17 protein-coding genes, 2 tRNA genes and 1 pseudogene are annotated in these 17,481 nt (G+C 63.4%); 6 read left to right on the top strand and 14 right to left on the bottom strand.

The genetic code is table 11. The features are described 5' to 3' along the window. Positions 1-1,106: 1,106 nt before the first annotated feature. Both AC4D2R_RS10460 and AC4D2R_RS10455 read right to left on the bottom strand, forming a co-directional pair. A complete protein-coding gene (locus tag AC4D2R_RS10460) occupies positions 1,107-1,334 on the bottom strand; it encodes a type II toxin-antitoxin system Phd/YefM family antitoxin (RefSeq protein ID WP_490939927.1) in 228 nt (75 codons plus the stop codon). Between the two features lie 124 nt (positions 1,335-1,458). After that, positions 1,459-2,325, bottom strand: coding sequence for an SDR family oxidoreductase (locus AC4D2R_RS10455; protein WP_490939926.1), 867 nt, complete (start codon positions 2,323-2,325; stop codon positions 1,459-1,461). 449 nt (positions 2,326-2,774) lie between these two features. Here AC4D2R_RS10455 and AC4D2R_RS10450 point away from each other — a divergent pair, with 449 nt between their 5' ends. Both AC4D2R_RS10450 and AC4D2R_RS10445 read left to right on the top strand, forming a co-directional pair. Then, positions 2,775-3,122, top strand: coding sequence for a YciI family protein (locus AC4D2R_RS10450; protein WP_490939925.1), 348 nt, complete (start codon positions 2,775-2,777; stop codon positions 3,120-3,122). A gap of 15 nt (positions 3,123-3,137) precedes the next feature. Continuing rightward, positions 3,138-4,412, top strand: coding sequence for an RNA polymerase sigma factor (locus tag AC4D2R_RS10445; RefSeq protein WP_490939924.1), 1,275 nt, complete (start codon positions 3,138-3,140; stop codon positions 4,410-4,412). A gap of 197 nt (positions 4,413-4,609) precedes the next feature. Here AC4D2R_RS10445 and AC4D2R_RS10440 read toward each other — a convergent pair. The 8 genes and pseudogenes from AC4D2R_RS10440 to tadA form a co-directional block, all read right to left on the bottom strand. Next, positions 4,610-4,936 (bottom strand): annotated as a pseudogene (locus AC4D2R_RS10440) (TniB family NTP-binding protein); the annotation flags it as partial. A 28-nt stretch (positions 4,937-4,964) separates the two neighbouring features. Beyond that, positions 4,965-5,153 (bottom strand): hypothetical protein, encoded by a 189-nt coding sequence (locus tag AC4D2R_RS10435; RefSeq protein WP_490939923.1) that lies wholly within the window; start codon positions 5,151-5,153, stop codon positions 4,965-4,967. Positions 5,154-5,244: 91 nt separating this feature from the next. Then, entirely contained in the window at positions 5,245-5,640 is a 396-nt protein-coding gene (locus tag AC4D2R_RS10430; RefSeq protein WP_490939922.1) for a RidA family protein, read from the bottom strand. A gap of 32 nt (positions 5,641-5,672) precedes the next feature. Beyond that, positions 5,673-6,377 carry an NAD(P)H-dependent oxidoreductase gene (locus AC4D2R_RS10425; protein WP_490939921.1) on the bottom strand — a complete coding sequence of 235 codons (705 nt, stop codon included), beginning with the start codon at positions 6,375-6,377 and terminating at the stop codon, positions 5,673-5,675. Positions 6,378-6,411: 34 nt separating this feature from the next. Next, positions 6,412-6,723, bottom strand: a complete 312-nt coding sequence (locus AC4D2R_RS10420) for an ArsR/SmtB family transcription factor (RefSeq protein WP_490939920.1) — start codon at positions 6,721-6,723, stop codon at positions 6,412-6,414. Positions 6,724-7,801: 1,078 nt separating this feature from the next. Then, positions 7,802-7,891, bottom strand: a tRNA-Ser gene (locus AC4D2R_RS10415). Between the two features lie 81 nt (positions 7,892-7,972). Beyond that, positions 7,973-8,458, bottom strand: coding sequence for a pyridoxamine 5'-phosphate oxidase family protein (locus AC4D2R_RS10410; protein WP_490939919.1), 486 nt, complete (start codon positions 8,456-8,458; stop codon positions 7,973-7,975). A 59-nt stretch (positions 8,459-8,517) separates the two neighbouring features. Further along, positions 8,518-9,015, bottom strand: coding sequence for a tRNA adenosine(34) deaminase TadA (gene tadA / locus AC4D2R_RS10405; protein WP_490939918.1), 498 nt, complete (start codon positions 9,013-9,015; stop codon positions 8,518-8,520). Positions 9,016-9,038: 23 nt separating this feature from the next. Here tadA and upp point away from each other — a divergent pair, with 23 nt between their 5' ends. The 3 genes from upp (at position 9,039) to AC4D2R_RS10390 (ending at position 11,371) form a co-directional block, all read left to right on the top strand. Beyond that, a complete protein-coding gene (gene upp, locus AC4D2R_RS10400) occupies positions 9,039-9,674 on the top strand; it encodes a uracil phosphoribosyltransferase (protein ID WP_490902479.1) in 636 nt (211 codons plus the stop codon). A gap of 304 nt (positions 9,675-9,978) precedes the next feature. Beyond that, entirely contained in the window at positions 9,979-10,815 is an 837-nt protein-coding gene (locus AC4D2R_RS10395) for a winged helix-turn-helix domain-containing protein (RefSeq protein WP_490939917.1), read from the top strand. Between the two features lie 31 nt (positions 10,816-10,846). Beyond that, the gene (locus tag AC4D2R_RS10390; protein ID WP_490902474.1) at positions 10,847-11,371 is read left to right on the top strand and encodes a SixA phosphatase family protein; all 525 of its coding nucleotides are present in this window, start codon (positions 10,847-10,849) and stop codon (positions 11,369-11,371) included. A gap of 29 nt (positions 11,372-11,400) precedes the next feature. Here the strand turns inward: AC4D2R_RS10390 and AC4D2R_RS10385 are convergent, their stop codons facing one another. Next, positions 11,401-12,816 (bottom strand): dihydrolipoyl dehydrogenase family protein, encoded by a 1,416-nt coding sequence (locus tag AC4D2R_RS10385; protein WP_490939916.1) that lies wholly within the window; start codon positions 12,814-12,816, stop codon positions 11,401-11,403. A 381-nt stretch (positions 12,817-13,197) separates the two neighbouring features. After that, positions 13,198-13,270 (bottom strand) — tRNA-Arg (locus AC4D2R_RS10380). 292 nt (positions 13,271-13,562) lie between these two features. Here AC4D2R_RS10380 and AC4D2R_RS10375 point away from each other — a divergent pair. Next, the gene (locus tag AC4D2R_RS10375; RefSeq protein ID WP_490939915.1) at positions 13,563-15,446 is read left to right on the top strand and encodes a phosphoenolpyruvate carboxykinase (GTP); all 1,884 of its coding nucleotides are present in this window, start codon (positions 13,563-13,565) and stop codon (positions 15,444-15,446) included. A gap of 108 nt (positions 15,447-15,554) precedes the next feature. Here AC4D2R_RS10375 and AC4D2R_RS10370 read toward each other — a convergent pair whose 3' ends face one another. Both AC4D2R_RS10370 and AC4D2R_RS10365 read right to left on the bottom strand, forming a co-directional pair. Then, a complete protein-coding gene (locus AC4D2R_RS10370; protein WP_490939914.1) occupies positions 15,555-15,998 on the bottom strand; it encodes an aminoacyl-tRNA deacylase in 444 nt (147 codons plus the stop codon). Between the two features lie 51 nt (positions 15,999-16,049). Continuing rightward, positions 16,050-17,456, bottom strand: coding sequence for a phosphomannomutase/phosphoglucomutase (locus AC4D2R_RS10365; RefSeq protein WP_490939913.1), 1,407 nt, complete (start codon positions 17,454-17,456; stop codon positions 16,050-16,052). Positions 17,457-17,481: the final 25 nt, after the last annotated feature.

Genomic DNA, 17,481 nt, shown 5'->3' with positions numbered 1-17,481 from the left:
ACGGGTACCTGCCAGACAAAGCAATGGCCCTGCTTCCCTCTGTTTACAAGGGGAAGCGGGGCCTCGCTACGTGGCAGTTGCCCTCGTCGCCATATTGGCTCTGGTCTCCCCGGCACTCGCTGAACAACTAGGTATACGGATCGACACCTCATCCCGTGCGCTGAAGGGCCTACTAACGGGCAGGGTCATCTGGTTTTCCATCAGGTGCAGCGTCACCTGGCGGAGGGTCGTCTGGCAGAGAATCATCCTTGAGCCCCGGGTCCTGGTGATGAATCCAGGCGGCCAGTTCGCACTTTTCGGCCTCACTTATTTCGAGCCCTGCTACTTCTGCCCGCCGTAGGACGCTACCGAACAAGGCTTGGGCTATTTTCGTCGCGTCTGGGGACGGTTCACTGGGTGGGAATGACCTGATCCCTCCGGTGTCGAGGAAGTCTGGGATGAAGGTGTGCTCGAACAGACGCCTGCTGCGGTGCGGTTGCGCAGGGAGGCAGAGTCCCCGGTGGACGACAGGCTCGCGCAGGACGAGGTCCTTGGGCGGACGACCGCTGCGGGCCCTGACATCACTCAGAGCCCTCTGTGAATCAGTGGCCGCGAAGGCGAATCCGTCGTCAGTGAATGTTGGGCCCCAGGACGTCCCCGTGGACAGGTGATGGCGGATGCCCGCAATGTCGGGATACTGCGCGTCGGGAACGATCGGGAGTCCCACTCCCCGATCCAGCATAATTTCCTCGTCCAGGTCGAGCTTGTGATCCGAGGGCAAGTAGGCGACTTGGTTGAGAAATTTGCACACCTCCCGCCATGCGCCAACGCCACAACATAATGCCGCTTATGTTGTGGGTGACCTTCGAGATGTCGCCGTAAGGTTTCGCCATGGCAGTGCTGGCGTCGTGGTCGATCCGTCGGCGACCGGCGATTATGGAACGAGCGGGCTGCAAGGAGGAAGCTGATGACCGGACGCAGGGGATACGACCCGGCCAACAAGGACGAGGTGTTCGATGCGCTGCGCCGCAAGATCCTGGCTGACCGGCTGAAAAACTCTTGACGAGGGGCTCGGCCGTGAAACTTCACCCGAGGTGCGAAGTCTGACCGGATGAAGCTGCCACCGATCAAGGTGCGGTCTGGCGGGCGACTTCCAGAGACGACATGAGGCGGCGAGCGTTCCCGGGTGAGCTCAGCAGGTAGCTTGTCTCCTCCAGCGCGTCGTACTCATCCTTCGACATCAACACCGCGGATCCACGCTTGGACACGATCTCAACCTCCGTTCGGTCCACGTTGATCTGTTCAATGAGACCGACACGGTCCCGTCGAACCTCGCTGGTTGATACCGCCGTCACTGCCTCCGGGTGGTGCGGCTACGTCGAGGCTTAATGGTAGGCGTCGACGATGGACTGGGGGATCCGGCCACGGGGCTTACGGAGTACCCGTTGGCCTGGGCCCACTGGCGGGTGAGCCGGGCGGTTAGAGTGAGAATCCGCCGTCAGTGGTGAGTATCTGCCCCACGACCCAGCTCCCCGCCGAGGTGGCCAGCCATCCGATGAGTTCCGCCGGGTCCTCTGGGATCCCGACACGACCGAACGGTGTGCTCGCAATGTATTGGTTGAGATCCTCGAGGGACCTGTCAGTGGTTCCGGGATCCATGTATCCGGTGTTGACCGGGCCCGGGTTGATTGTGTTGAGCACGATCCCGAGCTCCAGAAGCTCGGCAGCAACTGTGCGGGTGACTCCGGCAAGTGCTGCCTTGCTGGTGGCATACGCTACTTCTCCGCGCATTGCGCCGTGAATTTGTCCGGATGTCATCCAGAACACGTGACCCTGGGCCCCTACATATGGCCCGGTACCGACGATCCGGTCTCCGGGCCGTCGCGGTTCTTCGCTCCGAGGTGTCCGGAGTCGTGCGAATTCGGCGGTAAGGAGCAGGGTGGAGCGGGTGTTGACGTTCCAGAATGAGTTCAGCCGCTCAGGTGTCATGTCGAGGATGCTGCCGTCGTCTCCGCTTTTCGCGTGATTGCATACGAGAAGGTCTATCGTTCCGGTGAGGGCGGCGGCAGTGGCTATGACCGGGGGAATGGTGGACGGGTCAGAGAGGTCTGCGGGGACATCAGCGAATTGCGCGCCCTCAGTCAGCTGCGCTTGGATCTGGGCTCGGACCGTACTGAGGTCGTCTCCTCCCCAGGGGAGGTCCAGATCGTGCGGTCGGTGATGGTGGATGACGACGTTCGCGCCGAGCGATGCGAGCTTCGTGGCGACAGCGAAGCCGATACCTCGGCGCCGAGAGACACCGGTAACGAGGGCGGTCTTGCCGTGCAGGGGCAGGGAAGTGGACATGGTGAACCTTTCGATCGCGCCATACACAGGCGCATGGAGGAGGGTCGAAGGAGGCTCAGCAGGACTTCATGAGCCCAACAGTATCGATCCCCGTCGGCTCCGACAATTTCGGTCGAGGCCATCTGATAACTGATTTGTAGCTGGGACGCTCATCGTTGATAGCGCACTGAGCTGACATGCACTTGTACGCCGGCTGTACAGGCACGGGATGGACAGCACTGGATAGTGCCCGGTGCATTCGCCCGGCTGTCGCATCTGTCCGAATCCAGTGATGACCAGATCGTTCGTACGAGCGGGGTGGCATAAACGACCGTATCCGGTTGCTTGTTGCGCCGTTCCGCGGGTCTGATTTTCCTCATAGTTTTGCGGTCTGCTGTCGATGTCCGCGGTGGTCGGGTGTCAGGATAGTAAGGACCTTGGATAGGGTCCTCGAACCCTGAGGAGAAAATATGTCGAAGTACCTGATCCTGATCTATGAAAATGAGAGCTCATACGAGGCTGCCCCGCCGGAGTTGATGGATGAGGTGATGCAGGAGCACGCTGTTTTCAGCAAGGGTGTTCCTGCCCTGGGCGCTTCTATTATTGGGGGTGACTGGCTGCACCCGACCGCGACGGCTACGAGCATCAGTGGTGGGTCAGACGTAGTTGATGGACCATTCGTGGAAACCAAGGAGGCGCTTGGGGGCTACTACGTCATTGAAGCTCCCGACCTTGATACTGCGTTGGCCGTCGCCAAGACAGTTCCTGCCCGGTTCGGGGGCGTTGAAGTCCGTCCCATCGTGAACTTTGAGGGCTAACCCGGTTTACACGCCGTGAGTTTCACGGACGCCGCCTCGGTCGCGGCTGCCGTGGCCGACGCGCACCGTCGTGATTGGGCTTTTGTGCTCGCCGCGACGGTGCGTGTCACTCGTGACCTGGACATCGCGGAGGAGTGCGTGCAGGAGGCCTTTGCGACTGCGTTGACGGACTGGCGCCGTAACGGTGTGCCCGATAAACCTGGCGCATGGTTGACAACGGCGGCGCGAAGGCGGGCACTGAATGTACTTCGGCACCGGAAGGTTGAAGCTAGGTACCTGCCGCTGCTTGTCGAGGACGATATTTTGCCGGGTCCTGAGGACACAATCGGAGAGGACCCGCCGATTCCTGATGATCGGCTGCGGCTTGTGGTGACATGCTGCCACCCTGCATTGGAACAGCCGGCCCAGGTTGCACTGACGCTGCGGCTGCTGTGCGGGATGTCTACCGCGGAAGTGGCACGTGTGTTTCTGGTCAGTGAGCCGACAATGGCGGCGCGTATCACCAGGGCGAAGAAGAAGATCACCGTCGCCCGCGTGCCGTACCGGGTTCCTTCCGCTGCTGACCTGCCCGAACGGATCGACGCCGTCCTTCTTGTGGTTTATTCGCTTTTCACGGCCGGGCACACCGCACCGGCGGGGGAGGAGCTGGTGCGTCGTGATCTTGTGGAACGGTCCCTTGAGCTTGTCTTCATGCTGCGTCGGCTGCTTCCGGACAACCCTGCTGTGGCCGGGTTGATGGCGTTGTTGCTGCTTACCGATGCGCGCCGGGAAACCCGAACAACGTCTGGGGGACGGTTGCTGTTATTGGAAGAGCAGGACCGTTCCCGCTGGGACCACGACACTATTGCCCACGGTGTGTCCTTGGTCCGGGAGGCACTGAGAGCCCGGCCGCCGTCCAGGTATGCACTGCAGGCAGCTATTGCAGCCGTGCACGCCACGTCGCGCACCTGGCAGGATACTGACTGGCACGAGATTCTTGCTATATACGACGTTCTGGTTCAACTGTGGCCCTCACCCGTAGTATCGCTGAACCGGGCTGTAGCAGTGGGGTTCGCTTTGGGCCCTGCTGCGGGGCTGACCGCTTTGGACGCCCTTTCCGGGGAACCTCAGCTGGCCCGGTACGTCTATCTGCCAGCCGCGAGGGCTGACCTGCTGCGGCAGTTAGGCTGCACCAGTGAAGCGCGGACCGCCTACACCGAAGCACTGGCACGGACCAACAACGCCGTCGAACGAACATTTCTTGAGGACCGCCTACGCACCTTAACGGACAGAAACGAGCCCATTCGCTAAAACCGCGCGTTAACCCGACAACCAAATGACAACCGGGTCACTCAAAAGTCCCTTCGGCACTCCCAAGAGCGAAGACTGCATAGGTCACAAACGACCCGTTGTGCACCAGGACGTTCTGTGACACTTTGGAGGGCATAGTGTGAACTTTCTCGAAGATGGCGGGGTTTTATCTGCCTTCGATGGCGGGGTGGCATTGGCTAAGTGGTGCCGATGACGAGTGTGCTGCGGGCTGCTTCCACGACGTCGTTGGTGATGACGTGGAGGTCGTTGATTTTGAGGATGCGCTCAATCTGGGGGAAGAGTCGCTCGAGGAGCCGGAAGTTACCGCGGGTGATGCGTTCGATGGTTGCGGCGGCTTGGGCGTCGGTGAAGTCGTCCGGGTTGAACTTCTGACCGAGGCGGGTCCATTGGCGGTGGAGGACGAAAACTAGTTCGTCGTGTCCTAGCGGTCTGTATTGGTGAGCGAAGCCGAGCCGGCTGTAGAGCTGGGGGTAGCGGCTGAATTGTTTGTCGAGGCCTGGCAGCGGCCGTGTGAATCACGGTGTCGACCTTCTATGCAAGAGCGGTGATGATGGCCGCATCGCGTATGTGGCTAACGACGGCGTCCACTTCCGGGTCGCGTGGGCGGTCGGCGGGGTCCTCGGTGCGGACGAGGGTGACGACGGAGTGGCGACCTTGAATGAGGGCCTTGAGGACGGCTGAGTCGATGTAGCCGGTCGCTTCGGTAAGAAGGACGTGCATAGTGTTTCTTTCAATCAGCAGCACCGCAGCTGCGGTGTAGGGAGGGAGGGACGGCAGCGGGGCCGTCCCCCCTCCCTCAGGTGCGCTGGCCTCAGGGACGCTCGATCACAGCGGTGGCCTGTACCTCGATGCGCAGACCGGAGAGGACGAAGTCGATTCCTCCGACAATGGCGGTCGGAGCGAAGTTCTCGTCCATCAGTTCGTGGCAGATGTCGATGAATTCGAACGCATCGCGGGCGTCGGCCAGGTACACCGTCAGATTGACGATGTTGGCCAGGTTCGTGCCCGCGGCCTCGAGAGCCAGTCCGACGTTGTGGAGGGCCTGACGGGCCTGGGCACCGAACTCGGGCGAAACGATGTTGTAGTCCTTATCGACGCCGGTCTGCCCGGCGACGAACGCGAAATCGCCGGCCGTTACGCACTGCAGGTAGGCGTACTTGCGGGAGTCGCCGAGCCCAGGGACATCGATGTTGGTTTTAGTGATCATGACTGTGCTCCAATTCTTCGGTTATGAACGTCTCAGCGGACAGCGGCCGGTTCGATCAGGAGCGTCTCGGTGACGTAGGCCCGAGCCTTGACGAGTGCCTGCTCACGCTGCTCATCGCTGAGGCGTACAGGCTCGTGAGTGACGAAGGGCTGCACCACGTCGTACCCGACGAACTCGAACATCCCGCGGTGGACGTGGTAGAGGAAGTCATCGAGCTCGCCGTAGCCGCCGGGCGCGGAGGCTGCGCCGGAGGCGAAGGATTGCTCAGCGCCTCCCGTCGTGAGGAGCATCATGGCTTTCTTGTTCGTCATGCCGCCCTCGTCGAGAATGCCGTACTCGCCGCCGAAAATGGCGCCGAGCACGAACACCTGGTCGATCCAGCCTTTGAGGATTGCGGGCATGGAGAACCACCACACCGGGAATGACAGCACGAGCAGGTCGGCGTCCTGCAGCTTGGCCAGGTGTGCCCCGACCGGTTCGGGGAGCGTGCCTTCAGCGAAGGCCTGCATCTGCTCGGCCTGGGGCTTGAAGTAGCCCGGGCCGTCCATGAACTGTTCGCGGCTCAGAACAGGGTTCCAGCCAATGTCGTACAGATCAATGAAGTCGACCTCGACGCCCTCCGACCTCAGCTGCTGGGCAACTGCAGAAGCCTGGGCGGACGAGAACGAGGCGGGCTCGGGGTGGGCGTGAACGATCAACGCACGCCTGATGGGGTTGCTCGAATCAGTGAAAGTCATGCCCTCATCATATAGACATTTAGCAAATCGTCTATTAGATCCGGTGTTGAAGCTGCGCCATAAGCTCGTCCACCTGCGTGCCGACGCGCCGGTAGTGCGTCCACTTGCCGATTCGAGTCGATTCCACGAGGCCGGCCCGCTCCAAGGAGTTCATGTAGACCGATATGGTTGGCTGCGCAAGACCCGTCTTGGCCGCGAGGTGCGTCACGCACACCCCATACTCCTCGCGATCGGCAATGGGTTCGTACTCCGCGAAGGACTCTTCGGGCGTGCGCAACCACTCCATAATCTGAAAACGCGTAGGGTTGCCGAGAACCTTGAGGACCTCGACGAGTGATAAAGACATACTCCATGGTCTCACCAGGTACCGACGCAGGCGCTGCGTCCAGCGTTTCGCATCCCTCGCCGGTGAAGCTACCGAATGTCAGGCATCGATTGATGCACAGCTCCGGGACCGGCCGGAGAACGGCGGTTGGAAAGCTCGTGCTGGTGAAAAACCGATTGATCAGCGGTCGATATACAGGCGGAGGTCTACCAGCAGACCGCTCCTACCCTCTTTCCTCTGCCATGAATCAACCGAAAGCACAACGAAAAAGACGCGATACGGTGCATGTAGCCGATAGTCCGCTCAAAGCGGCATAGACGACCTCACTGGAAACGAACGTTCCCGGGCAGGGCGGCCCCGTAAGCTATGACACGCCGAGACCTGCTGCCCGAAACCCAACGGCCACAACGTCATGGAACCCATCGCTAAGGCATCTGATGCACGACCGATGCTCCGGCAGCCCGGACCGTATACCGGGGAAGCCTGCTCGATCGCTGGTGGCAAAAAGCCTCAGGGGACGCCGACCCCTTGCGTCCTGTTGTGCTTGTTGGCGCAGCTACCCCGCCAATCAGTCTCCAAAAAGCCCGCCATCTTCGAGAAAAGTCACAGGCATCGACGGGTCCCAACGAGGGCGCAGAAGCCATGTGCGAAAGTGCGGCGGTCGGTCATGGTGCTCCCACGGGTTTTGCCACTCTTTCTAGAGTGTTGCTTGGGGTACAGGCCAACACCACAAGCCTTAAAAATACTGGTCAGCGCTAGAAGGACACTGTCTGGGATGCCGAGAGCCGACCGAGTACACCGTCTGTTTCGCAGGTTCTCCCCTAGGCCGGTCCATCGAATCGGGTTCAGCCATCCTGGACGGTGATAGGGGCGCGCGCAGGAATTCCTCGACTTGTTTCCCGGCACCGAGGACAGCATGTCCTGAGGGCAGCCGCCCCCCAGCGCGGGTCGCTTGAAATCTGCCTGCGCCCGCTTCGTGACCCGGTGCGGAAGCATGTCTCGCGAAGAGTTTTGCCAATTCTTTGCCAATGAGACACCGCTGGGCAAAGCGAAGGCCCCTACTTCCCAGCAACAGCGGGGGAGTAGGGGCCTTTTCAGTTGGCGGTGACGGTGGGATTTGAACCCACGTTGGCTTTTACACCAAACAACATTTCGAGTGTTGCACCTTCGGCCGCTCGGACACGTCACCAACGCCGCTACTTTACCGGGTTTGGCGCCCAGTGCCCAAACGGGCTCCGGCCGGCGTCCGTGAACCCCCGAATCCGGGCCTTCAGAGCTCGATGACCTCGTTCTTCCCTGGGTCCGGCTTGTGCCCTGTGACGAGGCCTTTAACCGTTTTGACGACGGACACGACCCGGGGGGAGTCCATCGACCAGTACTCAGCCGAATGCGCGTCCACCTTGATGAGGGAGACGGCCGGATCGTCCCTGCCGTTCTCGAACCATGCCGAAACCGACGGACCCCAGAGCTCGTCGATCTTCGCCTGGTCGCGGCTGAGGGAGGCGGTGCCTGCGATCGAGAGGTAGCCCTTCCCGGTGCTGATCGACACGTTCACCTGCGGGTTGGCCCGGATTTCGTCCGCCTTGGGCGAGGGGTCCTCGGTGAAAAACCACAGGTCGCCGTCGAAGTCCTTCCCATGCACCGCAAGCGGGCGGCTGACGAGCTGTCCCTGCAGGTTCGTTGTGGTGAGGATCGCGATGTCCGCCTTGTCCAGGATCTTCCTCAGTTCCTGCATGCCGTCCTGCTGGGTATCCATCAGTGCTCCTTGCTTCTCGGAAAAGCTTCTTGGAGGTGCCTGTCCATCAAGCGTAGGCATCACAGTGCGGGGGCGGAACCCGTCCGGTGGCTTGCAAAAAAGTCCTTGAGCAGGGCCGCACATTCGGCCTCGCGGACTCCGGGGAACACCTCGGTCCAGTGGTTCAACCGGCGTTCACGCAGCACGTCGAACACCGAACCTGACGCTCCCGCCTTGGGATCCCATGCACCGAAGACCACCCGAGGAATCCGGGCGAGCACCGAAGCGCCGGCGCACATGGCGCACGGCTCGAGGGTGACAACCAGGGTGCAGCCCTCCAGCCGCCAGCCGCCCAGCACCGCTGCGGCCTGCCGGATCGCCTGAACCTCCGCGTGGGCTGTCGGATCTCCGAATTCCTCCCGCTGGTTCCACCCGGTGCCGAGTACCTCCCCGCCGGGCCCCACTACGACGGCGCCGATTGGCACATCGCCACTGGCGCCCGTTCGGGCGGCGGCCTCAAGCGCCAGGCCCATCCACCGCTCGTGGTCGGAAGCGGAGCCGGGAAGGGAAGGGGTCATGATCCCAATGGTACTTTTGACCTATGCGCGTACTGGTAGTCGACCATCCCCTTGTTGCTCACAAACTGACCGTTCTCCGGGACAAGCGGACGTCCTCTCCGGGGTTCCGCATGCTGACCGAGGAACTTGTCACCCTGCTCGCCTACGAAGCGACCCGTGACGTTCGAGTGGAGAAGGTGACCGTAGAAACACCCGTCACCAGCGCCGAAGGCACCGGACTGGTCAAGCCCACGCCGCTGGTTGTGCCGATCCTCAGGGCGGGCCTGGGCATGCTCGAGGGCATGACGCGCCTTGTGCCGACGGCCGAGGTCGGGTTCCTCGGCATGGCACGGAACGAGGAGACGTTCGAGGCAATCACCTACGCCGAGCGGCTACCCGATGACCTGACCGGGCGGCAGGTATTCGTACTCGACCCCATGCTCGCCACGGGCGGGACGCTGCGCGAGGCAATCAAGTTCCTGTTCAAGCGCGGAGCGGCCGACGTGACCTGCATCTGCCTCCTCGCCGCTCCCGAGGGTCTCGCGGCCCTGCAGGAGGAACTCGAGGGCAAAAACGTGACGATCGTACTTGCCTCGATCGACGAGCGATTGAACGAAAAGTCCTACATTGTGCCCGGCCTGGGCGACGCCGGTGACCGGCTCTACGGGATCGTCGGCTGATCGCGGCGCGCGAGCGTAACGTACTCCACGAATGTTGAGTTCCTTGTTACTTGCGAGTAAGGGATTATTGCGTGCAATAATTTGGAGCGTGAACACCAACTCAGGAGCATCTGCAGCCGCAGCTCTCGCCGCGGGCCCCGCGCACCGCGTGGGATTCCGCAGTTGTCGAATGCACGCGTAACGGTTCTACCCCAACCTAAATACGCATTCCCCGATCGCCGACGGGAACCACTTAGATCTCGTTCAGACCGGGCGCCCCAGCATTCGCGCCGTCATTACGGCGAATCACATTGAGGTCGTTTTCATGTCAGTTCCATCGGGCTACGTCCATATATCCCTACGCACTCCCCAGAACCGTGGCGGCAGTGCCCTCAGGCCGCAGTACGGGCAGGGGCACTCTACCTACGCCCAGGCGGCTGCTCCATCCTTCGCCCCGCCTGCCCACCGACCCCTCCAGTCCGTCGGCGGCACCAAGCACCCAATCACCGCGCCCACTCCTGTGGTGACGCCCAACGGGATTCCCGGGCCTCAGGCCGTTTCCGGCGACACGAGCGCACGGGGCTTCGTACTCTACGTAGCCCTCGACGAGGAAACCGCCGCTGCCAACGGGACCACCCTGTCTCGCCTGGCACAGGACGTGCGGGCCTATGTCCGTTCGATCGTTCCCACAGCGGAAAGCCACGCAGCAGTGGCCCTCGCGCCGGCAGACGCACCCGGAAGCGACATCGACGTCGTCCGTGCCGCGCTCGGTGATCCCACGGTGATGCGCCGCCCCCGCACGGACCACCAGCACCCCCAGCCCGGTGCGGCGGCCCGCCCCAGCGGAGTCCTCATCGACCTCTCACGCCGTGAAGTGCACCTCGACGGAGAAGCGCTGAACCTCACGTTCAAGGAGTTCGAGCTGCTGAACTACCTGGTTGAAAACGGGGCCCGGACTGTATGCCGCGAGGAACTGCTCTGCGGTCTGTGGCGCAACGTCGACGAGGTGCCCAACGAGCGCACCATCGATGTGCATATCCGCCGGCTGCGTTCCAAGCTCGGGCGCCTGGCCAACACCGTGCGCACAGTACGCGGGCAGGGGTACCGCTTCTACGACCACCCTGAAGTTGTGGTGTGGGCAGCACCTGAGTACTCGATCTAGGACGCCTTCCCGGGCCGATAGACTTCAGCCCATGGCAACCGATCACCTCAAGCGGCTCATGCTGCTGCGCCACGCGAAGGCCGAATGGCGGGCAGGAGTGCCCGACCATGAGCGCTCACTGAGCACCCGTGGGCACCTCGACGCCCCGCTCGCAGGTCGCTGGATGGTTGACAACGACTCCGTCCCCGACCTGATCCTGTGCTCCACGGCGCTGCGCGCCCGGCAGACGACCACGTGGGTGTGCAAGGAGCTCGGGGACAAGGCACCAACCCCGAAGCTCGAGGAGGGGCTGTATGCGGCCCGCCCCGAGGAGATCCTCGCCATCATCAATAATGTTCCGGCAACGGTCACGAGCCTTCTCGTCGTCGGGCACATGCCGGGCGTCCAGGATCTCGCCATGCGCCTGGCGTCGGTCGACTCCGACGAGGACGCCGTCATGGAGATGGCCACCCACTATCCCACCGCCGGACTCACAGTCCTCAGGCACGACCGCGACTGGGCCGAACTGGACGGACGGGATGCCGCCGTCACCGATTTCGTCGTACGCAGGGCCTAGTTGTACCAGGGCCTAGTTCTACCCAGGGCCTAGAGGCCGTACTTTTCGAGCAGACGGAGCCAGACCTCGCTGACGGTGGGGTACGGCGGTACTGCGTGCCAGAGCCGGTCGAGCGGCACTTCCCCAACGATCGCGATTGTGGCCGAGTGGAGCAGTTCAGCGACGTCGGGTCCGGCGAAGGCGACGCCGACGATGACCTTCCGGTCCTCGTCAACGACCATGGTGGCCCACCCCTTGTAATCGTCCGAATGGATCTGACTCCCCGCGACGGTGATGGGGAGCGAGGTCTCGGAGGTGCGGATGCCGTCGGCGCGTGCTTGTTCCGCGGTGCGTCCGACCATTGCGATCTCCGGATCGGTGAAAACCACTTGGGGGACGGCGTAGTGGTCGGCCGTGGCTGTGTATTTGCTCCACTCGGGCGCCGTGTCGCCGAGCGTACCGGCTGCACGCGCCACAATGGCATCGGAGGTGACGCGGGCCTCGTACTTGCCCTGGTGGGTGAGCAACACCTTCGCAGCGGCGTCACCGACCGCATACAGCCAGTCTGCGCCGACAGCGCGCCCGGTCTGGTCGAAGGACAACGTCTTGGGATCAATTCCCAGTTCCTCCAAGCCCAGCCCCCGGGTGTGCGCTGTGCGCCCTGTCGAGACGAGGAGCTTGTCCCCCCGGACGTGCCGGTTCCCGGAGACCGTGAGGATGAACCGCCCGTCGGGATCGAGTTCGACCGACTCCGTTGAGGTGTCGGTGAGGATTTCGATGTTGTCCCGGCGCAGGCCCTTCTCCACCAACTTGACCGCTTCGGCCGGGTAGTTCCCCAGGATCCGGTGCCGCGCCACGATTGTCACTTTCGAGCCAAGGCGCGCGAAGGCCTGGGACAGCTCGACTCCCGAGACGCCTCCACCGAGCACTGCGAGGCGCTCCGGCACTTCCTTCGCCGAGGTCGCATCGCGGGTGCCCCAGTAGTCAAGGCCGGCAAGCCCCTTGATCGGCGGCTCGTTCGGCGTTGAGCCGGTTGCGAGGACGACCACATGGCGGGCGCTGACGCGGGTGACGCCGTCGTCGTTCGTCACCTCGACCTCACGCTCGCCGCTGATTCGGGCCGAGCCGCGCAGCAGGCTGATCTTCGCGCCGTCGACCCAGCTCACCTGGGAAGCGTCGTCCCAGTTGTTCGTCATTGTGGTCCGCCGCTCAAGGACCTGCTGCACGTCGAGCTTGCCCGTGACGGCTTCGCGCGCGCCGGCAACCGAACGTGCGCGGTTGAGGACCGAGCCGGAGCGCAGCAGTGCCTTGGAGGGCATGCATGCCCAGTAGGAGCATTCACCTCCCACAAGCTCCGATTCGACAAGCACCGCCTCCAAGCCCGCGGCCACAACCCGTCCGGCCACGTTTTCGCCCGCGGCGCCTGCGCCGATCACAATCACATCGGTTTCCCGTGCTTCGCTCATGTGCAGAGCTTTCCACCTGCGCCGGAACGGGGCAAGAGTCCTTGGGCCGGGCGCCGGGGAACGGAAGGGAGGGCCGGGGGTGCCGCGACGCTGGTGTTCATGGCGGGTGGCGGGAATCTGCGCGCTGGCGTGGGAATTCGTCGTCGGGAGGCGGCTGCCCTGCCGGTCCGGATCGAAGCCTGCAGCGGCTGCGATTTCCTCGACCGGGGGTTTATTAACGGAACTTTACGGGTGGCGCCCGCCAATCCGCTTCGGAGCACAGCCCGGGCTGGTCCACCCTCGCCAAGGAGCAGTGTCCCCGGGCGAAGGAGCACGGTCTACGGACGGGAGCGGAAAAGAAAAGAGGCCCCGGTCGGAACCGGGGCCTCATTCACATCGATGTGCGCGCGAAGGGATTCGAACCCCCAACCTTCTGATCCGTAGTCAGATGCTCTATCCGTTGAGCTACGCACGCATCCAATAAGCTCTTCCGGCGTTGCGCCTTCCGTCTTACCAGCGGGCCGTTTGGCCGTAGACAACTTTACAGGCAAAAAGCATCTGCACCTAATTGCCTCTAAGGCTCCCCGTGAACTAGACCGGTCTATGTGACCTTCGTCACATAAACGAAGCATGGGCCGGGCCGATTCCGTGCAGTTGCAGTGTTTTCCCTCAACGCCGGGCACCCCGCACGGCAAAAAAGCCGCCGGAGCGCCGGTTCCGCCGCCTTAGCATCGATACACACCATGCACCCAACGAAGGGAACAGTAATGGGAGATTCCGTGCGCCAGAAGGTTGACGGTAATTTCGGCACGGCCGACCAGAGTCCTGCTGCCGCGGTGGGAACCGCCGGCACAGCGCCCACCACCCACGCTCGCCTGCTTGCCTGGGTTGAGGAAGTCGCGGCGCTTACACAGCCGGACAGCGTGTACTGGGTCAATGGATCGGAAGAGGAAAACCGGGCGCTGACCGATGAGCTGGTCGAGGCCGGCACCCTGGTCCGCCTCAATCCCGAAACCTTCCCCAACTCCTTCGCGGCGTTTTCGGACCCCAAGGACGTCGCCCGTGTCGAGGAGCAGACCTTCATCTGCTCCGAGGACGAGCGTGCGGCCGGCTTCACCAACAACTGGATGGATCCGGGGGAGATGAAGAACAAGCTGCGCCTGCTCTTCAACGGGTCGATGCGCGGCAGGACCATGTACGTGATCCCATTCGTCATGGGACACCTCGACGCGGAGGATCCCAAGTTCGGCGTCGAAATCTCCGACAGCGGGTACGTTGTTGCCTCCATGCGCATCATGGCGCGCATCGGGACCGATGTGCTCGACCGGATGACCGAACTCGACGCCGACTTCGTCCCCGCACTCCATTCCCTCGGCGCGCCGCTTGAGCCGGGCCAAACGGACGTTCCGTGGCCGTGCAACGACGATAAGTGGATTGTCCACTTCCCCGAGGAACGCTCCATCTGGTCCTTCGGCTCCGGTTATGGCGGCAACGCGCTGCTCGGCAAGAAGTGTTACTCGCTGCGGATCGCATCGGTGATGGCCCGCGACGAGGGCTGGCTCGCCGAGCACATGCTGATCCTCAAGCTCACCTCGCCCCAGCAGAAGAGCTACTACCTCTCCGCCGCGTTCCCCTCGGCGTGCGGAAAAACCAACCTTGCCCTCCTCGACCCCACCATCGAAGGGTGGAAGGTCGAGACCCTCGGTGACGACATCACGTGGATGCGTTTCGGGAAGGAGGGTGAGCTGCGCGCGGTCAACCCGGAATCGGGCTTGTTCGGGGTCGCCCCCGGCACGGGCTGGGAGACGAACCCGAACGCGATGCGAGCCATCGCCAAGGGAAACTCGATCTTCACCAATGTCGCCCTGACTGACGACGGCGGCGTGTGGTGGGAGGGAATGACCAAGGAAGTGCCCGCCCACCTGACGGACTGGCGGGGCAACGAGTGGACCCCCGAGTCCGGGGAACCTGCCGCGCACCCGAACGCCCGGTTCTGCACGCCGATCGACCAGATCGATATGCTCGCCGAGGAATACTACAGGCCCGACGGCGTCGAACTCTCGGCCATCCTGTTCGGCGGGCGCCGCAAGACCACGGTGCCGCTTGTGACGCAGTCCCGCAACTGGGCGAACGGCATCTTCATGGGCTCAACCCTCTCCTCGGAGACGACCGCAGCGGCGGCCGGGCAGATCGGGCGGGTACGCCGGGACCCCATGGCGATGCTGCCGTTCATCGGCTACGACGCCGGGGACTACCTCAAGCACTGGATCGCCCTGAGTTCGAAGGCCAACCAGGAGCGGCTGCCGAAGATCTTCCTCGTGAACTGGTTCAGGCGCACAGCCGAGGGCGGGTTCGCCTGGCCCGGATTCGGTGACAACTCGCGCGTCCTGAAATGGGTTGTCGAGCGCATCGAGGGAACCGCCGACGCCGTGGAGACCCCCATCGGGTTCGTCCCGACCCCGGATGCCCTCGACCTCACCGGCCTCGACATGACCCCGGCCGAGGTTGAAGCCGCAGTGCACGTCGATTCCGCCGAATGGGCAGCCGAGCTTGAGGGAATCGAGCAGTGGTACGAGCAGTTCGGCGAATCCCTTCCCGAGGAACTCCGCGGGCAGCTCAACGAACTCAAGGAGCGTTTCACTGTCGGTTGAGTTTCACTGTCGGTTGAGCGCCAAGCAGCTGAACTGAGCGTTTGAACCGGCCTTAGGGCCGGAAGGCGGGTGGCCCTTCGTAGGCGGGGCCGCCCGTCTTCCTGCGTGCTAGTCGGAGATGTCGGCGACTGTCGCGGTGAGCTTGCGGATGAGGGTATCGGAGTCGAGGAACACAGCCGTGTCGAGAGCCCCGCTGCCCATGCCGATGCGGCGGCCAGCGAGGCGTTCATCGATGAACACCGGCCACGGAGTTGTGCTGCCGAGCGGCGTGATGGTGCCCCGCACATGTCCGGTTGCCTCGAACGCGGTTGAGGCATCGGGCAGCACCAGCTTGTTCACCCCCACCACCGTGCGGAGCTTGGGCCAGGAGATCTTCCGGGGAACGGGGATGAGGGCAAACAGGAACGTTCCGTCGTGGCGTTTGACGACCATTGACTTCACGAAGTTCGACCGGTCGGCCGTGTTTGGGTCAATTGCCGAGCGGGCGATGAACTCCACCGGGATGCCGCGCGCCGCGGCATCGGCCTGAACGCGTTCGAGCCCCGTTTTCATTCGACCATCCTAGGGGAGCACGCGCGGCCCGAAGGCAGATGTGCCGGAGAGTTACTGGCGCACCAGCGCCAGGACCCGGTTCACGATCTCCTTCAGGGTCTGCGGGTTCACCGCTTCGGCGTTGAGGCGCAGGTACGGCTCGGTGTTCGAAGGCCGGAGGTTGAACCACCAGTTGCCGTTGTCCGCGGTGAAGGTCTCCCCGTCGAGCCGGTCAATTGAGACGCCGTCGACTTCGAATTCCTCACGCACGCGGGACACCGCGGCCGGCACGTCGGCAACCCTTGAGTTGACCTCGCCCGAGGAGAAGTACGGCTCGTATTCGCGGCCAAGATCCGACAGCGGACCATCCTGCTCGCCGAGCGCGGCGAGCACGTGCATCGCGGCGAGCATGCCGGTGTCGGCGTTCCAGAAATCCCGGAAGTAGTAGTGGGCCGAGTGTTCGCCGCCGAAGACCGCGCCCTCATCGGCCATGACCGCCTTGATGAAGGAATGGCCGACGCGGGTCCGGACCGGCCGGCCGCCGGAGCGGGTGACGAGTTCGGGCACCGCGCGGGAGGTGATCAGGTTGTGGATGATCACCGGTTCCTCCTCGCCCGCGGCCTGGGCGCGGGCGATTTCGCGCCGGGCGACCATCGCCGTGATGGCACTGGGGGAGACGGGATCGCCCTGTTCGTCGATGATGAAGCAGCGGTCGGCGTCGCCGTCGAACGCGATGCCGATGTCCGCTCCATGGGCGACAACCGCTGCCTGGAGGTCGCGCAGGTTCTCCGGCTCAAGCGGGTTGGCGGGGTGGTTGGGGAACGAGCCGTCAAGCTCGAAGTACAGGGGAACGATCTCGAAGGGCAGGGCAGGCAGCAGCCGGTCGCCCAGCACCGCAGGGGTGGTCAGCCCGGCCATGCCGTTCCCGGCGTCGACGACGATCTTGAGCGGCCGCGACGCCGAGAGGTCGACCTGGGCACGCAGGAAGCGGGAGTAGTCCTCGAGGACGTCGTGCACGCTGATCTGTCCGGGCCGGTCAACCGAGGCGATGAAGCCCCGCTCGAGGTATTGCTCGGCGAGGGACTGGATTTCCTTGAGGCCGGTTTCGGAGGAGACCGGAACCGCGCCCGGGCGCGTGAGCTTCATCCCGTTGTACTCGGCCGGGTTGTGGCTCGCCGTGAAGGTCACGCCGGCGGCGTTGAGGGTTCCGCTGGCGAAATACAGCTCATCGGTGGAGATGAGGTCGAGCAGCACCACGTCCGCTCCCCGGCGGGTGGCGCCCTTCGCGAACGCCTTGGAGAACTCGGGCGAGGAGGGCCTCATGTCGCCGCCGACGAGGACCGTCTGCCCTGCGAGGCCAAGCGAATCGACGAAAGCCGCCCCAACCGCCGTCACGGTCTCGACGGTGATTGTCTCACCCACGATGCCGCGTACGTCGTAGGCCTTGAACGATGCAGAGAGATCATAGGTACTGTTCACGCTCGCAGTCTATCTCTGGCTCCCC

Source organism: Arthrobacter sp. TJ-217 (assembly GCF_058269255.1).
Note: the sequence above shows the minus strand (reverse complement) of the source record. Positions and strands in the feature narration are given on the sequence as shown.

Coding starts and splice junctions, on each gene's coding strand:
- AC4D2R_RS10455 (WP_490939926.1), bottom strand. CDS start 2,325: ATGTCCACTTCCCTGCCCCTGCACGGCAAGACCGCCCTCGTTACCGGT.
- AC4D2R_RS10450 (WP_490939925.1), top strand. CDS start 2,775: ATGTCGAAGTACCTGATCCTGATCTATGAAAATGAGAGCTCATACGAG.
- AC4D2R_RS10435 (WP_490939923.1), bottom strand. CDS start 5,153: ATGCACGTCCTTCTTACCGAAGCGACCGGCTACATCGACTCAGCCGTC.
- AC4D2R_RS10430 (WP_490939922.1), bottom strand. CDS start 5,640: ATGATCACTAAAACCAACATCGATGTCCCTGGGCTCGGCGACTCCCGC.
- AC4D2R_RS10425 (WP_490939921.1), bottom strand. CDS start 6,377: ATGACTTTCACTGATTCGAGCAACCCCATCAGGCGTGCGTTGATCGTT.
- AC4D2R_RS10420 (WP_490939920.1), bottom strand. CDS start 6,723: ATGTCTTTATCACTCGTCGAGGTCCTCAAGGTTCTCGGCAACCCTACG.
- AC4D2R_RS10410 (WP_490939919.1), bottom strand. CDS start 8,458: ATGGATACCCAGCAGGACGGCATGCAGGAACTGAGGAAGATCCTGGAC.
- tadA (WP_490939918.1), bottom strand. CDS start 9,015: ATGACCCCTTCCCTTCCCGGCTCCGCTTCCGACCACGAGCGGTGGATG.
- upp (WP_490902479.1), top strand. CDS start 9,039: ATGCGCGTACTGGTAGTCGACCATCCCCTTGTTGCTCACAAACTGACC.
- AC4D2R_RS10395 (WP_490939917.1), top strand. CDS start 9,979: ATGTCAGTTCCATCGGGCTACGTCCATATATCCCTACGCACTCCCCAG.
- AC4D2R_RS10390 (WP_490902474.1), top strand. CDS start 10,847: ATGGCAACCGATCACCTCAAGCGGCTCATGCTGCTGCGCCACGCGAAG.
- AC4D2R_RS10385 (WP_490939916.1), bottom strand. CDS start 12,816: ATGAGCGAAGCACGGGAAACCGATGTGATTGTGATCGGCGCAGGCGCC.
- AC4D2R_RS10375 (WP_490939915.1), top strand. CDS start 13,563: ATGGGAGATTCCGTGCGCCAGAAGGTTGACGGTAATTTCGGCACGGCC.
- AC4D2R_RS10370 (WP_490939914.1), bottom strand. CDS start 15,998: ATGAAAACGGGGCTCGAACGCGTTCAGGCCGATGCCGCGGCGCGCGGC.